The 17,573-nt window shown below is 66.0% G+C and carries 12 protein-coding genes; 5 read left to right on the forward strand and 7 right to left on the reverse strand.

What is annotated here, in order from left to right; translation table 11 throughout:
• Positions 1-10: 10 nt before the first annotated feature.
• The 4 genes from AWJ14_RS02325 to AWJ14_RS02340 are packed head-to-tail and all read right to left on the reverse strand — an operon-like array spanning position 11 to position 7,473.
• Positions 11-1,867: an acetyl-CoA hydrolase/transferase C-terminal domain-containing protein gene (locus AWJ14_RS02325; RefSeq protein ID WP_245304097.1), complete on the reverse strand. Its 1,857-nt coding sequence runs from the start codon at positions 1,865-1,867 to the stop codon at positions 11-13.
• A complete protein-coding gene (locus tag AWJ14_RS02330) occupies positions 1,860-3,944 on the reverse strand; it encodes a 3-hydroxyacyl-CoA dehydrogenase NAD-binding domain-containing protein (protein ID WP_066174378.1) in 2,085 nt (694 codons plus the stop codon). Before AWJ14_RS02330 ends, AWJ14_RS02325 begins: the two co-directional genes overlap by 8 nt.
• Positions 3,944-5,233 (reverse strand): acetyl-CoA C-acetyltransferase, encoded by a 1,290-nt coding sequence (locus AWJ14_RS02335; protein WP_066174381.1) that lies wholly within the window; start codon positions 5,231-5,233, stop codon positions 3,944-3,946. The genes AWJ14_RS02330 and AWJ14_RS02335 overlap by 1 nt, the downstream gene beginning before the upstream one ends.
• A complete protein-coding gene (locus AWJ14_RS02340) occupies positions 5,230-7,473 on the reverse strand; it encodes an acyl-CoA dehydrogenase (RefSeq protein ID WP_066174384.1) in 2,244 nt (747 codons plus the stop codon). The genes AWJ14_RS02335 and AWJ14_RS02340 overlap by 4 nt, the downstream gene beginning before the upstream one ends.
• Positions 7,474-7,701: 228 nt before the next feature.
• On the opposite strand from AWJ14_RS02340, the gene AWJ14_RS02345 reads away from it, so the two are divergent.
• Both AWJ14_RS02345 and AWJ14_RS02350 read left to right on the forward strand, forming a co-directional pair.
• Positions 7,702-8,109 (forward strand): DUF4112 domain-containing protein, encoded by a 408-nt coding sequence (locus AWJ14_RS02345; protein WP_066174387.1) that lies wholly within the window; start codon positions 7,702-7,704, stop codon positions 8,107-8,109.
• The gene (locus AWJ14_RS02350; protein ID WP_210183481.1) at positions 8,106-8,990 is read left to right on the forward strand and encodes a formate/nitrite transporter family protein; all 885 of its coding nucleotides are present in this window, start codon (positions 8,106-8,108) and stop codon (positions 8,988-8,990) included. Before AWJ14_RS02345 ends, AWJ14_RS02350 begins: the two co-directional genes overlap by 4 nt.
• A gap of 480 nt (positions 8,991-9,470) precedes the next feature.
• Here the strand turns inward: AWJ14_RS02350 and AWJ14_RS02355 are convergent, their stop codons facing one another.
• Positions 9,471-12,002: a membrane-bound PQQ-dependent dehydrogenase, glucose/quinate/shikimate family gene (locus tag AWJ14_RS02355; protein ID WP_083219956.1), complete on the reverse strand. Its 2,532-nt coding sequence runs from the start codon at positions 12,000-12,002 to the stop codon at positions 9,471-9,473.
• Positions 12,003-12,273: 271 nt separating this feature from the next.
• Between AWJ14_RS02355 and AWJ14_RS02360 the strand changes: the two genes are divergently transcribed.
• The 3 genes from AWJ14_RS02360 (at position 12,274) to AWJ14_RS02370 (ending at position 15,052) form a co-directional block, all read left to right on the forward strand.
• On the forward strand, positions 12,274-12,654 hold the full coding sequence (locus AWJ14_RS02360; RefSeq protein ID WP_245304098.1) for a hypothetical protein: 381 nt from the start codon (positions 12,274-12,276) through the stop codon (positions 12,652-12,654).
• A gap of 177 nt (positions 12,655-12,831) precedes the next feature.
• Positions 12,832-13,641, forward strand: coding sequence for a trehalose-phosphatase (gene otsB / locus AWJ14_RS02365; protein WP_083219957.1), 810 nt, complete (start codon positions 12,832-12,834; stop codon positions 13,639-13,641).
• Position 13,642: 1 nt separating this feature from the next.
• A complete protein-coding gene (locus tag AWJ14_RS02370) occupies positions 13,643-15,052 on the forward strand; it encodes an alpha,alpha-trehalose-phosphate synthase (UDP-forming) (RefSeq protein WP_171904800.1) in 1,410 nt (469 codons plus the stop codon).
• Between the two features lie 3 nt (positions 15,053-15,055).
• Here AWJ14_RS02370 and AWJ14_RS02375 read toward each other — a convergent pair whose 3' ends face one another.
• Together AWJ14_RS02375 and AWJ14_RS02380 are read right to left on the reverse strand one after the other, a co-directional pair.
• Entirely contained in the window at positions 15,056-16,048 is a 993-nt protein-coding gene (locus AWJ14_RS02375) for an ABC transporter permease (protein ID WP_066174397.1), read from the reverse strand.
• Between the two features lie 12 nt (positions 16,049-16,060).
• Positions 16,061-17,566, reverse strand: a complete 1,506-nt coding sequence (locus AWJ14_RS02380) for a sugar ABC transporter ATP-binding protein (protein ID WP_066174400.1) — start codon at positions 17,564-17,566, stop codon at positions 16,061-16,063.
• Positions 17,567-17,573: the final 7 nt, after the last annotated feature.

The following is a 17,573-nucleotide window of genomic DNA, read 5'->3' on the forward strand; positions in this document are numbered from 1 at the left end:
CCAGCGACCTTCACGCCGTGTCCGCAGCGCTCTCGGCAATCGCACCGCTCACCAGCAAGCGGTACACCCGTTCCGTCAAAGTCGAGCATTCCCGAATCCCGAGCCGCTCAAGACATGCCGCGTCGGCCGGTGCCGTCAGGCCGCGCGCCGCAAGCCGCACCAGCGATGACCAGGACGCCGAAGCGTTCTTGAGCAGCGCCAGCGCCGGCAGCAGCCGTTGCTCGGTCTCGTTGAAATCGGTGCCGAAGGGGAAGGCTTTGAGCACCCCGTCGCGCCGCGCCGGCTTGAGCCACCGGCCCAGCCGTTCGGGCGTGTTGTTGCGGGCGTCCGCGGGGATTTCGAAATCCGGGGCGATCTTGCCCGCCTTCCTGGCGCTGCCAACGAGTTCCTTCTGAAAACGGCTGTCGGCAATGCCGATCATGGCGGCGATGCATTGCTCGTCGGTCTTGCCGCGCAGGTCGGCCACCCCGTATTCGGTGACGACGATGTCGCGGAAGTGCCGCGGCACGGTTTCATGCGGATAGGCCCAGCGGATGTTGGACACGGTCCGGCCGCCGCTCGACCGCGTGGCGTGCAGCGTCATGATCGATCGCCCACCCTCGAGCGCCGCCGCCTGTTCCACGAAATTGAACTGCCCGCCCACGCCGCTGACGACCTGCCCGCCCTCGATCCCGTCCGAGACCACGGCTCCGAGGCAGGTGACGATCATGGCATTGTTGACGAAGCGGGCATCGCGACGCGCGGCGCGCTTGGCCTGCTCGTCGCCATAGAGCGAATTGGTGAAGGACACCGGCATCATCGCGATCCTGGCACGCTGATCCGCAGGCATATCCCTGAGTTTGCGATAGAAGTCGCGACACTCGAGAAAAAAGCCGGCATGGATTGCGGCGCCGTCGACCTCCCTGCGGATGATCCCGGCCTCGAACAGTTCGAGGATGCCCCCCACCAGCATTTCCGTTACGGCATAGAGCCCGACCTCGAACGGGGCGTGATGGGAATTCGGTCCCGCTTGCGCAAAGGGGCTCGCCTGCACCAGCGGCAGGTAGCTGGCATTCTCCCGGTGCCTGAGAAGCAGCGCTTCGGCGATCGCGTCGCCGATCGAGCCGATGCCGATCTGCAGCGTGCCTCCGTCCGGCACCAGCTGCGAGACATGCAGGCCGATTGCCATGTCCTCGAGGCTCACCGGCCGCCGAACCACGGAGAACGGTTCGAACGACGTCTCCGGTTCATAAACCATGTCGACCTCACCGGCCGGGATCAGTGCCGGCCCCGGCATGAAGGGAAGGCCCTCATTGACCTCGACGGCCAGGCAGAAATCAGCCCTGCCCTCGCGCCGCGCCTTGAGCAGGTCTACGGTGATGTCGGTGTTGCAGCTCAGGCTGAGACTGCCGTCAGCCGCCCGCGCCACCAGTTGCGCCACCACATTGGGCCGGAAATCGATCAGGTAGTCGAAGGCATGGGTGTAGTTAGCCGAGATGTAATGCCGTTGCGCATAGCTGTTGCCGAGCCAGCGCCCCGCCTGGAAGAAGAACTCCCGCACCTCGATATTGGCGGGCAACGTGCCCTCTTCAATCATCCGCGCATAGAGCAACGGCTCGTAGCGGCCGAACAGGCGGTCGCCGGCAGGCTCCAGGAACCGCCGTTCGAGTTCGGATTTCGCCTTCGGGCGCTGCAGCGTCAGCGCGGTCAGGATGACCATGCTCACGGACGGGTCCTCGCAGGCCGCCCGCGTCAGCGCATTGACGATGCCATTGGCCTTGCCGAGGCCCAAGGGGAGCGCGAGCCGGATCTGGCCGCCGGTCCGGTCGATGATCCGGCGGGCCAGGGCGTCGGCATCACGATCTCGCAAGACTGCGTCGTCAGCCAAGGTCTTTCCAGCCGTCATCGGGGGCGAAGCGCGGGCCATGCCGGGTCGCAAGTTCCTTGAGCGCTGCCACCACATCCACCACGCCACGCTCGCGCGCGTAATGGATCGGCCCGCCGCAGAACGGCGCAAATCCGGTGGCGAAAATCACAGCCGCATCCAGCGTGTCCGCATCGGCGACCACGTCCTTGCGCAGGCATTCGACCGCCGCATTGAGCATCGGCAGGATCAGCCGGTCCTGCGCGTCCTCGGGCAACGGATGCTCGGCGGGCTTGCCCTTCTGCGGCTTGCCCTCCTCCCAGCGATAGATGCCCTCGCCGGTCTTGGCACCGAGCTTTCCGCTCTCGACACGGGCGCGCATCCAGTCCGGCACGTCGGGAATGGGCGTCGACAGGTTTTCGCGCAGGCTGTCGGCCACATGCAGGCAGATATCGAGCCCCACCTGGTCGGCCACTTCGAGCGGTCCCATCGGCATGCCGAAGCGTTCCGCCGCATGATCGATCGCGGCCGGGTCGTGCCCCTCATCGACCATCAGCGCCGCCTCGAGGAGATACGGCGTCAGCACCCGGTTGACCAGGAACCCGGGATAGGTCCTGACCGGCGCAGGCAGGTGGTCGATCGCGCCCACGAAGGCGTTGAGCCGGGACAGGGTCTTCTTGGTTGCCTTCTCGTGCGAGACCACCTCGACCAGATCGAGCTTCGACACGGGATTGAAGAAATGCAGCCCCGCGAACCGCCCGGCCGTCCTGACCGCGGAAGCGAGGCCGTCGAGTTCGAGGCTGGAGGTGTTGGTGGCAATGATCGCATCCGGGCGGGCGCGGGCCTCGATCATGGCCAGCAACTCGCGCTTCAGCTCCGGCTTCTCAGGCGCAGCCTCGATGACGAGATCGGCGGTGCGAAGACCGTAGCCCTTGGGGTCGGGCATCAGCCGGTCGAGGGCGTCGCGGATCTCGATATCCGTGAGATGCGCATCGCTGGCGATGCGGGCGGCATGCTTGACCGCCTTCGCCAGCGGCTCGAGCTTGACGTCGCCCAGCGTGACCCGGAACCCCTTGATGGCACAGACGGCGGCGATCTCGGCGCCCATGGTGCCGGCTCCCAGCATATGCACGTGATCGACGCCGCTTTCGCCGGCGCCGTTCTTCTTGAGCCCCTCGCGCAGGAAGAACACGCGGATCAGGTTCTGCGCCGTCTTGGTGGTCAGGAGCCTGGCGAAGGACCGGATCTCCGCCTCCTGCATGGCCTTGCGGTCGCCGCCATGGCTTTCCCACAGGTCGATCAGCGCATGGGGGGCGGGGTAATGCGCCTGCGGCGCCTTGGCCTCGGTCTGCGTGCGCATGCGCGAGGCGGCGAGCTTGCGTGCCGGTTCCAGATCGAAGATCGCGGCCTTGAGCCCGCGGCCGGAGGCTTCCCCGGGCTTGCCGGCCAGGGCCTCCACCGCAGCGCGGACATGGCGCTCCTCGACCACGGTTTCGACGATCCCGAGTGCCTTGGCCTTTCGGGTATGGGCCGACTTGCCGGTCAGCATCATCGTCATGGCTTCGGTCGGATCGATCAGCTCGGACAGGCGGAAGGTGCCGCCGAGCCCCGGATGCAGGCCGAGCCGGACTTCGGGAAAGCCGAACCAGGCCCCCGCGACGGCGATGCGGTGGTCGCAGGCAAGCGCGAGTTCGAAGCCGCCGCCGAGTGCATAGCCGTGCACCACCGCAACGGTGGGACAGGACAGCGCCTCGAGCCGGTCGATCACGCCATGGCCCTCGCGCAGCCGCGCGGTGACGGCAGCCTCGTCGCTGGCATCGCGGAATTCGGAAATGTCGGCGCCGGCGGCAAAGCCCGACAGCTTGGACGAGCGCAGCACCAGAAGCTTCGGCAGGTCGGCCTCAACCGCATCGAGAAGCTTCGACAGGTCTTCAAGCACAGCCTGGGACAGCGTGTTGGCGCCGCCCCCCTTGCCGTCGAGGATCGCCCAGGCGATGCCGGCATCGTCACGGCGCAGCCGCCAGGTGCCAAAGGACCGCGCCTCGCCGGATCCGAGTTCGAGTTCGATCTCTCCGAGCACGTTCAGCACAGGTTTGGTCATCAGGCAGCCTCCACCAGCATGGCGCCGCCTTGGCCGCCGCCGATACATTCGGTCGCAATGCCGCGCTTCTTGCCGAGCCGGGACATCGCCTGAATCAGGTGCAGGACGATGCGGTTGCCGCTGGTGCCGACCGGATGGCCGAGCGCGATCGCCCCGCCATCGACATTGAGGCTGTCGCGGTCGATCCGGCCGAAGGCGTCCGGCAGGTCGAGCACCTCGCGACAGAATTTCTTGTCTTCCCAGGCGGCAAGGCACGCAAGCACCTGCGCGGCGAAGGCCTCGTTGAGCTCCCACAGATCGATCGCCTCGCGCGTAAGCCCGTTGCGCTGCATCATCCGGGTCGAACACAGAACCGGCCCCAGTCCCATGACCGAGGGATCGAGCGCCGACCACTCGCTGTCGCGGATCACCGCGAGCGGCTTGAGCCCGTGTTCTTGGACGGCCTTTTCGCTTGCCAGCACGAGCCAGGAGGCGCCGTCGGTGATCTGCGAGGAGTTGCCGGGCGTCACCTTTCCGTAGGGCTTCTCGAAAGCCGGCGACAGCTTTGCGAGACTTTCCATGTCGCTGTCAGGGCGCACGCCGTCATCGGCATCATAGGCCTTGCCTTCGCGATCGAAGGCCGGTTCCACTTCGCCTTCGAGCCAGCCTTCCTTTTGAGCCCGCCCCAGCCGGTGATGACTTTCCATGGCGTAGCGGTCGGCCTGTTCGCGGCTGATGTTGAAACGATGCGCCAGGATCTCGGCGGTCTGGCCCATGTTGAGGTCCGTGATCGGATCCGTGAGGCCGCGCTCCAACCCGATCACCGGCTTGAAGAAATCAGCCTTCACGCCGGCCATCCGGGTCACGCGGTCGAGCGGCCCCTTGGCGCGCGCCATGCCCGCATACCATTCGACCGCATCGCGCCTAAGCACCAGCGGGGCGTGGCTCAGGGCCTCGGCGCCGCCGGCGAGCACCAGATCGGCCGACCCGTCGCGGATATAGCGGTAGGCAGTGTCGATCGACTGCATTCCGGAGCCGCAATTGATCTGCACGGTGAAGGCGACCATGTCGTCGCCCATCCCCAGACGCAGCACGGCCACCCGGGCCGGGTTCATCTCGTCGGCGATCACGTTGACGCAACCGAGGATCACCAGGTCGAAGCTGTCACGCTTGAGCGGCAGGCGGGCGAGCAGCGGTCGCCCGCACTGGACCGCGAGATCGACCGGGGTGAACGGACCCGGGCCGCTGCGCGCCTTGAGGAACGGCGTGCGCGCGCCATCGACGATGTAGACGGGGCGGCGATCGCTCATTGCGCGGCCTCCCGCGGCCGCTCGTCGAAGCCATCGCGGACGATCTCGGATGGATCGAAGTCATCGACCGCGACCACCTTGTCGACCAGCGCATCGGCCGCGCGCAACTCGGCCGCTTCCGCCTCGCTCAGCGTGCCGTTGGCGACGGCGGCGTCGAGCGGGAGCCTGGCGTCACGCAGCTTGCGGCGCAGCGGCTCGGTGGCGACCACCAGCGAGAAAGCCTCCTCAAGGGTCTTGAGCGGCCCGGTGGCGCCGACCGCACGCACGCCGCGGGTCAGCCGGTCGCGGGTCGGCGACGGCGTGGTCAGAAGCTCGGCGCATTCGCGCGTGAGCTCGTCGGACGGGCCCCGGTGCGATCCGCCCGGCAGCGTCACCGCCCTGAGGAAGACCGCCGCGGCGCGGTTTGGCAGATTGGCGAGCACGGCATCAAGGCTCGCCGCGATCCTGGCAAAGGAATCCTCGGCGGTCCATTCGACCAGCGGGAAGTCGGCCGCCATGTGGCCCTCATCATGCCAGCGCTTCATCACCGCCGAGACGAGATAGAGTTCAGACAGCACGTCGCCGAGCCGGGCCGAGAGCATCTCCTTGCGCTTGAGCGAGCCGCCGAGCGTCAGCAGCGCGAAATCCGAGATCAGCGCGAAGGCGGCGGCATAGCGCGACATCCTGCGGTAGATATCGGCAGCATTGCCATGCGCGTGATCAGGGGCCGGCGCGAAGGCCGCGCCCGTCCAGGCCCGGCCCCAGGCGCGGAACAGGGTCTTCACCGAATGGCCGACATGCGCCCAGAACGCCTTGTCGAAGGCATCGAGCGCCTTGTCCCCGTCCTTGTTGTCGAGCGCCAGGATTTCATCGAGCAGATAGGGATGGCAGCGGATCGCGCCCTGGCCGAAGATGATCAGGTTGCGGGTGAGGATGTTGGCGCCTTCGACGGTGATGCCCACCGGCACGGATTTGTGCAGGTTGCCGAGATAATTGTTGGGGCCGTCGATGACGGTCTTGCCGGCATGGATGTCCATGGCATCGTCCACCGCCTCACGCATCCGGTAGGTGGCGTTCGATTTCATGATGCCCGAAATCACCGCGAGCTTGCGCCCTTCGTCGAGACCGGCACAGGTGAGCCGCCGCGCCGCGTCGAGCGTATAGGCATTGGCGGCCAAGCGTCCCAGATGCTCCTGAACGCCCTCGAACTTGCCGACGGAGATCCCGAATTGCTGGCGGATGCGGGCATAGGCCCCGGTCGCATGCGCCGACAGCGAGGCCGCGGCGCAGGAGAGCGACGGCAGCGAGATGCCGCGCCCTGCGGCGAGCGCACTCATCAGCATCATCCAGCCCTTGCCGGCGAATTCCGGTCCGCCGATGATGTGGTCGAGCGGGACGAAAACGTCCTTGCCCGAGTTCGGGCCATTCTGGAACACCTGTCCGCAGGGGATATGCCGGCGGCCGATATTCACGCCCGGCAGGTGGGTGGGGATCAACGCGCAGGTGATGCCTTCGGCATCGGGGTTTTCGAGAAGCCCTTCGGGATCCTTGAGCTTGAAGGCGAGGCCGAGCACGCTCGAGACCGGGCCGAGCGTGATATAGCGCTTGGACCAGTTGAGCCGCAGGCCGAGCGTCTCCTTGCCGTTCCACATGCCCCGACACACCACACCGGTGTCGCGCATGGCGGAGGCATCAGAGCCCGCATCCTCGCTGGTGAGCGCGAAGGCGGGGATTTCCTGCCCCCTGGCGAGCCGCGGCAGCCAGTGGTCGCGCTGCGCATCGGTGCCGAACTGCATCAGCAATTCGCCGGGGCCGAGCGAATTGGGCACCATCACGGTCACGCCCGCCGCCACCGAACAGGTGGAGATCCGCCGCACCACTTCGGAATGGGCGAAATTGGAGAAGCCGAGCCCGCCGTATTTTTCGGGAATGATCATGCCGAAGAAGCGATGCGCCTTCAGAAAATCCCAGACCGGCCCCGGAAGGTCCCCGGCCCGGGAAATCTTCCAGTCATTGAGCATCGCGCAAAGCTCCTCGCACGGCCCGTCGAGAAACGCCTGCTCCTTGTCGGTGAGCGCGGCGGGCTTGACGTCGAGAAGCTTGCTCCAGTCCGGATTGCCGCTGAACAGATCCGCGTCCCACCAGACCTCGCCGGCATCGATCGCATCGCGCTCGGTCTCCGAAAGGCTCGGAAGCTGGTTGCGCGCCCAGTTGAAAATGGGGCGCGTGAAGGTATCGCGTCGAAAGGTTCGGATGGACATGCGGCGCTCCTGATGGCTGCTCGGGCGGCAAGCGGGGCGACATCGCCGCCCCTCGGCGCCCGCTTATTGCGGCGCGGGTCCCGATGCCAGGAGAGCTTGCGGCCGCCAGGCCTCAAGCTTTGGCGCACGGGTTCACGCCCGGCTGTGGGCTCGATGGGCTAACGCGCGCCGGTTCCATTTGTTCCGCACCGCGAAGGAACAAAAACCGGGCCACGGGGTTGTGACCTCATGCCTCACGCCACTGCAAGCTTCGACCCGATACCTGACCAGGAACTGATCTGTATCGAAAGGGAACTGGTCCGGCTCGACCGGCTGGCCCGCGCGCTCGACAGCCAGTTCCGCTTGCCCGGAACGTCGCTGCGCCTTGGCTTCGATACGATCGTGGGTCTGGTCCCGGGCATCGGCGACATCCTGACGACCGCCCCCGCCACGTTCATCATCTGGCGCGCCCACAGGATGGGGCTCGGCAAACATCATCTCATCCGCATGCTCGCCAATACCGGCCTCGATTTCGCGATCGGCTCCGTTCCGGTGATCGGCGACCTTTTCGATGCCGGCTTCAAGTCGAACCTGCGCAACATTGCGATCCTGCGACAGGTGCTCGGCGCGCGGCAGGCGGCGAGGACGGGCACGTGAGCGGGAGCAGGGACGCACCCAAAGGGGAAGACGGCAAAGATCAGGACGAGATCGCCGACGTGGTCGAGGAGGCCAAGGAGAAGTCCGTCGACAAGGCCTCCAAGCTCTCGCCGCGGCTGATCCATGAAGTGATCCGCCGCGACGGTGAGGAAGAGCTTAAGCGACCCTTTCATTCGCTGTTCTGGTCCGGTCTCGCCGCGGGCATCCTCATCAGTTTCTCGATCACCGGCAAGGCGATGCTGCGCACCTATCTGCCGGACACGGACTGGCGGCCGCTGGTCGATAATTTCGGCTACAGTTTCGGCTTCCTCCTGGTCATTCTCGGCCGCATGCAGCTGTTCACCGAAAACACGATCATGACCGTCCTGCCCGTGGTCGCCAAACCCTCGCGCAAATCCGCGATCAAGCTGGCACGCCTGTGGGGACTGGTGCTGGTCGCCAATGTGATCGGCTGCTTCATCGCCGCCATCACCATCGCCCATGCCGGCGTGCTGCCGGACAATCTTCTCCCCGCCTTTGACGCGCTCGCCCGGCACGCCATGGAGATCCCCGCCGCCGAAGGTTTCGCCCGGGCCATCCCTGCCGGCATCCTGATCGCCGCCTTGGTCTGGATGCTGCCGCAGGCGGAAGGCTCGAGCTTCTGGGTGATCACGCTGTTCACCTGGCTGATCGGGGTATGCGGCTTCACCCATATCGTCGCCGGTTCGGTGGAAATGGCCTGGATGCTGGTGACCGGACAGACCGGCATCGCCCATGCGCTGGGCTCGTTCTTCTTCCCGGTTCTGGCGGGCAATGTCGTCGGCGGAACGCTGATCTTCACCTTCCTGACCTGGGCCCAGGTGCATCAGGAAATCCCTCAGCGGGATGGCGAGCCCGACTGACGCTCCAGCGCCGCAGGGGTGTGTCGCGCCAACAGGCTCATCAGCAATCATGACCGGTGCCGCCGGTAATCCGCCTTTTCCGGCCAGCCCGCCTGCCCGCAACCGCGCCAATCTGGAGTCCCTGGGGAAGACGCAGACGCGCAAGCTGCGGATGCCGCCTCCCCGGTCTCTGGCGTTTGCGAGCATCGACCGCACGTGTGAAGCAATGACCCAGCCGGGAACGGCCATGCCCCTGAACCACGGACGCCGTTCCCTAGAATGATGGCGGGCGGCTGGCGGCTCGCAGCAACGCCCCCTTCCAGCCAACATGCGCACAGACCATGAAGTGCCTGCACCAGAGGGAGAGCCGTGCCGCAAACAGAACCCGGCCCCGTAGGTGGGTCACCACACCGGGGCCGGGTTCTGTTTCGTTTCCGCACGCGGCGCGGGAGGTGGCGGCCGTCTCCGAGGAGACGACCTGCCGTTCCCCTCCGGCGAATTTCAGCGCCTTTCGGGCAACGCATAGGCGATGACATAGTCGCCGATCGGCGTTTCCATGAAGTGATGCCCGCCCGGGGCGATCACGATGTATTGGCGGCCGTCCACTTCATAGCTCATCGGCGTGGTCTGCCCGCCGGCCGGCAACACGGTCTGCCACACCACCTCGCCGGTTTCGATGTCGATCGCCCGGAGCAGGTCGTCGGTCGCCGCGGCGATGAAGATCAGCCCGCCTGCGGTCACGAGCGGACCGCCATTGTTCGGAGTGCCGATCCGGAACGGCAGCATCGAGGGGATGCCGAAGGGGCCGTTGGTGCGGGCGGTGCCGATCGGCTGGTCCCACAGCGTCTTGCCGGTCTTCAGGTCGATGGCGCGGATGCCGCCATAGGGCGGCTCCTTGCACAAAAGCCCTGTGGGCATGCGCCAGCCGGCATTCACGTCGATCGCGTAGGGCGATCCGGCCTGCGCGCCGGCTTCGCCGCCTCCGCCCTCGCCGCCTTCGTTGATCGGCAGGATGCCCTCGGCATCGGCCTCTTCGCGCGGGATCAGGCGATTGAAATTCGGCATGTCGTTGTAATTGGCGATCAGGATGCCGCGCTCGACATCGACGGCGACGCCGCCCCAGTCCGAGCCGCCATTGTAACCGGGATACTGGATCCAGTGACGGTCGGCCGTGGGCGGCGTGTACTCCCCGTCATAGGCGGCGCGGCGGAACTGGATGCGGCACCAGAGCTGGTCAAGTGGGCTCATGCCCCACATGTCCTTTTCGGTCAGCCGCGGCATGTCGAGCGAGGCATAGCCGGAATAGGGCTGCGTCGGCGACAGGTTGTCCGGCTCCACGCCACCCGAGGGCACCTCGCGTTCTTCCACCGGAAACAGCGGCTCCCCGGTCTCGCGGTTGAGCACATAGATCTGGCCCTGCTTGCTCGGCACGATGATCGCCGGAACCGGACCGCCATCGGCGGGGAAGTCGATCAGCGTCGGCTGCGAGCCGAGATCGTAATCCCAGACGTCATAATGGACCGTCTGGAAATGCCAGGCGACCTTGCCGGTCTCCACGTCGAGCGCCACGAGCGCGGTCGAATACTCGTTCTCGGCTTCGGACCGGTTGCCGCCGTAATAGTCGACCGAGGAATTGCCCATCGGCAGATAGACCAAACCCAGGTCCTCGTCGCCGGCGGCGAGCGTCCACATGTTGGGCGTGCCGCGGGTATAGACCTCGCCTTCGGGCGGCAGGCCGTCGATCTCGGGATTGCCGAGGTCCCAGGCCCAGACCAGATCGCCTGTCACCGCGTCATAGCCCCGGATCACGCCCGAGGGCGCGTCTTCGGCCTGGCCGTCCTTGACCTGGGCGCCGGTCACCGCGATGCCGCGCACAATGGTGGGCGGGCCGGAAACGGCATACCAGCCCGGCACGGTTTCACCGATGCCGGCATTGAGATCGACGATGCCCTGCTCGCCGAAACCGGGGCAAGGCTCGCCGGTGCCCGCATCGACAGCGATCATGCGGGCGTCGAGCGTGGTCTCGATCACCCGTGCCGCACAAACCGCATCCGCCTCCGCTTCGGGATCGGCATAATAGGCGACGCCGCGGCAGGTCGCGCCATAGGGAATGGCGTCGGGGGACACGCCCGGGTCGTAGCGCCACTTTTCCGCACCGGTGGCAGCGTCGAGTCCGATCATGATGTTCATGGCCGTGCAGACATAGAGGCTTCCACCCACCTTGAGCGGCGTGTTCTCCGGCGAATATTTGCCCTCGGTCTTGCCCGTCGGCATGTCGCCGCTGCGGAATTGCCAGACCTGCTCGAGATCGCCGACATTGTCGCGGTTGATCTGGTCGAGCGGCGAATAGCGCCGACCTTCATAGCTGCCGCCATAGGCAGGCCAGTCCGCCCCGACCTCGAGCTTCTGCGCGGGGTGAAGCACAGGGGGCTGCTCCTCGGTCGCCGCGGTCGTGGGCGCGCTTGCGTCATCAGCGACGGCTTCAGGTATGGTATCCGTCGCGGTTTCGGAGGCATTGTCCGCAGCAGCTGCCGGCGCGGCATCCGCCGGCTGATTGCCGGACGTCGCATCCCCTGGTACCGTCTCTCCCGACTGGGCTGCTGGAGGTGTCTGCGCCTGCGCAATCGCACGATCCGGCACAAGGGCCGAAAACGCGAGCCCCAGCGCCAGCAGCATGGCGAGCGGCTGGTAGGCCCTGCCATGCGGCGCGATGTATTTGCGCGATCCGGGGCGCGCGGCGAAGGCGGGGATGGTCAGACCGACGAGCGCGAGAATGATGGTGGGCGCCACCACCCGCGGCACCAGCGGCCACGGATCGAGCCCCACTTCCCAGACGGCCCAAAGCAGCGTTCCGATCCAGACCAAGAGATAGACGCCGACGCCCGTCACATTCTTCTCGACCAGCAGTCCCCCGCTGGCAACGAGCCCCAGGCCGGCAATGGCATAATACCAGGACCCGCCGAGCGCCACCAGCCAGACCCCGCCGGCCGCCAGAACGATGCCCAGCAGCAGCAGCAGGCATCCGATCGCCATGATGTAAATGGATCCGAAGGACGGTCGCGCCCTTTCCGAACCTGAAGGGGTTTCAAGCTTCCCTGTACCGGAAAGGGATTTGTCCGCGCGCATTCCATACTCCAGTCTTGATGAGACTCGTGAAACGCGGAAGCCGGGCAAAGGTTCCCTTTGGGGAAGCATTTTTCTGCTGCCGCACGAAATCGGCGCAACCATGCGGTTCGGCCGCAACCAAAATCGCTCTCGGCCGTTTGCCTGTCATCGACCCATTGCCCGAGGAAGGAAGTGACCGATGAACCATCATCCGACGACACCGCGCCAGTTCCGCCGCGAAAGCCTCCAGCCGACGGTCGGCGCGCTCACCGCCGGGACTGCGGCAACGCAGGATGGAGAGGGTCTGAAGCTCTACCGGCTGGTGCCGAGTGCTGCCCCGCACGACCCTCGCTGGGATAATGCCCCCCGGCACGGAGTGGTGCAGGTACGCGCGTTCTCGCCGGCCGATGCGCGTGTGGTGGCAGCCCAGGCGGAGATCGACTTTCTCGACATCCCCGCCAAGCCGGGCGATGGCACTACCACCGAGTCCGCGAGCGCGTTTCGCGACGACAAGCTCTACCATGTCGTGCTGGAAAGCGAGACCGCCGGCGACGGGCCGCGCGGGATTGTCGCCCGATGATGCGTCCCGGCACGCTCTCGCTTCACGCCCCTTGGTCGGACGGCGGGCGGCGCAAGGACAGCTCGCACCCGCCAAGGTCGCAGTCCCCGCGCCTTTCACAGGCCGGAAATCCGCTGCGCACGGGAACCAATTCGCCGCGCTCCCGTTTCACCATGAACCAAGAGATCTTTTTCAGCCATGGAACAGCGACTGGATTACTACACCCTGATTGGCTTCTCGCCGGAAACGGCAGCGCCCGAGGACCTCGATTCTCTCACCCTCCCCGCACAGGGCACCGCCCTGCTTCTCGACTTCGACGGAACCCTGGTGGACATTGCGGAGACGCCCTCCGCCATCAAGGTCGGCGCACGCGAGCGGACACTGCTCAACGATCTGAGCAAGCGGCACGACAACGCCGTGGCGATCGTGTCGGGGCGCAACCTGCATGAGATCGATCACTATCTTTCCGGTTTCACCGGGACGATTTCCGGTGGCCACGGCGCCGAACTGCGCCATGACGGAGAGCATCTGCCCGGCATCGAATGCGATTTCGAACAGCTCGAACATATCAAGAGCGCGGTGATGGAATTCGCGATCATCGATCCGCGGGTGATCGCCGAAGACAAGAGCTTCGGCATCGTGCTGCATTACCGGCAGCATCCCGAGATCGAATGCAAGGTGCGCGATTTTCTCAAGAGCCTCGTGGACGACGATGGCGACTTCGAGCTGCAGGCCGCGAAGATGGCTTTCGAGATCAAGCCGAAGAGCATTTCCAAGGCCATGGCGATCGAGCGCATCATGACGTTCGAGCCCTTCCGGGGCCGCACCGTGATCTATGCCGGTGACGATGACACCGACGAGGTCGCCTTCCGTTTCGTCAACGAACTCGGCGGCACGTCGATCAAGATCGGCGAGGGGCCGACCACGGCCCGGTACCGCACGGCGAGCCCCGCCACCTTCAAGACATGGCTGCGTGCGCAGTCCCGCGCATCCGGGCGGGAGGCCTGAGGTGGCGCGACTGGTCGTCGTTTCAAACCGCGCACCATCCGTCGACGGCTCCAGTGATTCAGGCGGGCTCGTGGTCGCGCTCAAGGAGGCCCTCGCCCGGAACGGCGGCCTCTGGATCGGCTGTGCCCCGGAGCAGCGGGAGGCGCCGTCGAACGAACTGGTGATGCACCAGCGCCCGGATTTCGACATCGGCCTGTTCGAACTCGAACCGCCGCTCTATCGCGATTTTTATCTCGGTTATTCCAATTCCGTGCTCTGGCCGGCGCTGCATGGCCGTGTCGACCTGATCGACGTCAAGCCGCGTTACGCCAAGGCCTATCGCGACGTGGGCCGCCGTCTTGCCCGCCTGGTCGCAGGCGCCGTCAATGACGACGACGTCATCTGGGTGCACGATTACCAGATGATCCCGCTGGCCCATGAGCTCAAGGCACTCGGGGTCAAATGCCGGATCGGCTTCTTCCTGCACATTCCCATGCCCGACCTGCAGACCTTCAAGGCCATTCCCGAATGGCAGGATCTGGCCAGGTGCCTCTCGGACTACGACCTGCTCGGGTTCCAGACCCGGCGCGACCTCAGCCACATGATCAACATCTTCCGCAACACCCTGCGCGGCGAATTGCGCGCCAACGGCACGATGGGCATCTCGGGGCGCGAAGTGGCGCTCGGAAGCTTCCCGATCTCGATCGATGTCGCGGGCTTCAGGGAACTGGCAGCTTCCGGCGCCGACAAGGTTTCGCCCCCGCCGCTGCCGCGCCTGATCGGCGTCGACCGGCTGGATTACTCCAAGGGGCTGCCGCAGCGGCTCGCGGGCTACGAGGCCTTTCTCGAAACCCATCCCCAATATCGCAGCCGGGTCTCCCTGCTGCAGATCGCGCCGCCCACCCGCGACGATGTCGATGCCTACAAAGCGATCCGTTCGGAGCTCGAGTCGCTCTCGGGCCATATCAACGGCCGCTTCGGCACGGTCGACTGGACGCCGGTGCAATATATCCACCGCGCGCTGCCGCGCACCGAACTCGCTGTTCTCTACCGGCTGTCGCGCGTGGGCCTTGTCACGCCGCTGTTCGACGGCATGAACCTGGTCGCCAAGGAATTCGTCGCCGCCCAGGATGAACGCGATCCCGGCGTGCTGGTGCTGTCGCAGTTCGCAGGCGCTGCGGAGGAGATGCCCGAAGCCCTGATCATCAATCCACACGATCCCCATGACATCGCCCAAGCCATCAAGACCGCACTCGACATGCCGCTCAGCGAACGCATGAAGCGCCACAGCGCGCTCTATGCCCATCTCGAGAGCCACAACGTGACGCGCTGGAGCACTGCCTTTCTCAAGCAGCTGACCTCGGTGGAGCGGATCGGACCCGACGGGGTGGCACCGCTTCCCGGGTCGACGCCCTGGTCCCGCACCGCCTGAGCGTCAGCCCTTGTCGCTGTCCAGAAGCGCCTGCATGGCGATCTGCTGGCGCCGGACCTCGCGGTAACGCGAAAACTGCGTGTCGGCGATCACGCCCGCGAGGATGACGCTGCCCATCACCGCGAAATTGAGCGACGACGGAATGCCGAGCAGGTTGACGAGGTTCTGCAGGATCTGCAGCAGGATCACCCCGAGCACCACGCCGACGATCGAGCCTTCGCCGCCGCGCAGCGAAAACCCGCCGAGCACGGCGGCGGCAATGCCGTAGAGTTCATAGAAATTGCCATGGGACGAGGGTTGCACCGAACGGGTATACATGGCGAAGAACACCGCCGAAATGCCCGTCAGAAAGGCGCACAGCACATAGGCCTGGATGATCACCCGGTCGGTATTGATCCCCGAATAGCGCGCCGCCTCCGCATTCTTGCCGACCGCGAACAGGTGGCGGCCGAACACCGTGCGGTGAAGCAGGAACCACGCCCCCACCGCCACCAGCGCGAAGGCGATCACGGAATGCGGGACCCCCGCGGTGCGCCCGGAAACGAGGAACTCGAGCATCGGGAAGTCGGAACCGAAGGTGAAGCCGGCGGTGCCGTCCCTGGTGTAGAACCGCGCCACCCCGCGATAGATCAGGAGCCCGCACAGCGTGACCACGAAGGGCTGCAGCTTGAGCCGCGTAATCAGCCAGCCATGCAGCAGCCCGATCAGCAGCGACAGCACCATGACGATCGCAAGCGCCACCGGCCAGGGCACCCCGAAGCTCGCGATCAGATCGACGAAGATCACCCCGATCAGCGCGATCACCGACCCGATCGACAACTCGATGCCGGCGGTGACGATGACGAAGGCCTCCGCGATCGAGAACAGCCCGAACAGGCCGATCAGGTTGGCGGTGTTGGCCAGGTTGATCGGCGAGAGAAACCGCGGGTTCACCGCGGCAACGATCGCACCGACGGTGACGACAAGCGTGGCAAGGCCAATGTCTTTTTTCTGCATCCTCAGCTCTTTCTATTCCACGGCAAGCCACAAGATGGCTTCCTCGCTCAATTCGTGCCTCTCCAACACCCCGCTGATCCGGCCGCGGCACATGACGGCCACCCGGTCCGACACGCCGATCACCTCCTCCATGTCCGACGAGATCATCAGGAGCGCCACGCCCTGGGCCGCCAGCGCCTGCATCAGCTGATAGACTTCCGCCTTGGCGCCGACATCGATGCCGCGCGTGGGTTCGTCGAGGATGATCACCTTCGGGTTCATCGCCAGCCACTTGGCGAGCACCACCTTCTGCTGGTTGCCGCCCGACAGCTCCGCCACCGCCCGGTCGAGGCTCGCAGCCTTGATTCTGAGCTTGTCCTTCGAGGCATTCGCCAGCATCGTCTCCGCCTCCAGGTCGACGAAGCCGCCCCGCGCCATTGCCCTATGGCTTGGCATTGCGATGTTTTCGAGGATGGGAAAGTCGAGAAACAGGCCCTCGGCCTTGCGGTCTTCCGGCACCAGGCAGATGCCCGCGGCGATCGCGTCGGGAACCGAGTGGCTCGCAAGCCGCCGGCCGCCGATCTCCACCGAACCGCCTTCGAGCGCATCGATGCCGAAGATCGCGCGCGCAAGCTCGGTCCGGCCCGCGCCGACAAGCCCCGCAAGGCAGGTAATCTCGCCAGCCCGCAGGCTCAGATCCACCGCGTGGGTCGGATAGGCTTTGGTGCGCACGCCCTTGAGCGCCAGCACCGGCTGCCCCGGCGCATGGTCGGACTTGTCGTAGAACTGGTTCACATCCCGACCGATCATCATCCGCACCATCCGGTCCCGGCTGATCTCGCCGCGGTCGAGCTCTCCCGCATTGCAGCCGTCCCTGAGCGCCACCACCCGGTCGGCCACCTCGACGATTTCCGTGAGCCGGTGGGTGATGAACAGCACGGCCACTCCGTCGTCGCGCAATTTGCGGATCACGGCGAGCAGTCGGTTGGTTTCCGAGATCGTCAGGCTGGAGGTCGGCTCGTCCAGGATCAGAAGCCGCACATTGATCGACAGCGCCCGGGCGATCTCAAGCAGTTGCTGGTCGGCGAGCGAGAGATCGGCGACGGGGTCACGCGGGCCGAACCGGGTGCCGAGCAGCTCGAGGATGGGGCGGACCTTCTCCTCCATCGCCGCCCGGTCGATGAGCCCGAAGGCGCCGCCGCGCATCTCCCGCCCGAGCAGCACATTGGCGGTCACGTCGAGATTGGAAAACGGATTGAGTTCCTGGTGCACGAAGGCGATGCCGAGCCGGGCCGCGCGCGCCGGCGTGAGCGCGCTCACCGCCTGACCATCGATGATCACCTCGCCCTCGTCGGGCGCGATCGTGCCGCCGAGCACCTTCATCAGCGTGGATTTGCCGGCGCCGTTCTCGCCGATCAGGCCGACCACCTCGCCGCCGCGAATGCCCAGCGAGACCTTGTTGAGCGCGACCGCACCGGGATAGACCTTGGTGATCCCGGAGAGTTCGAGCGAGAGTGGGCCGTTCGTCAATTCAGTCATCTGGGGG

It is taken from the genome of Parahoeflea olei (assembly GCF_001703635.1).
Lineage (GTDB): Bacteria > Pseudomonadota > Alphaproteobacteria > Rhizobiales > Rhizobiaceae > Hoeflea > Hoeflea olei.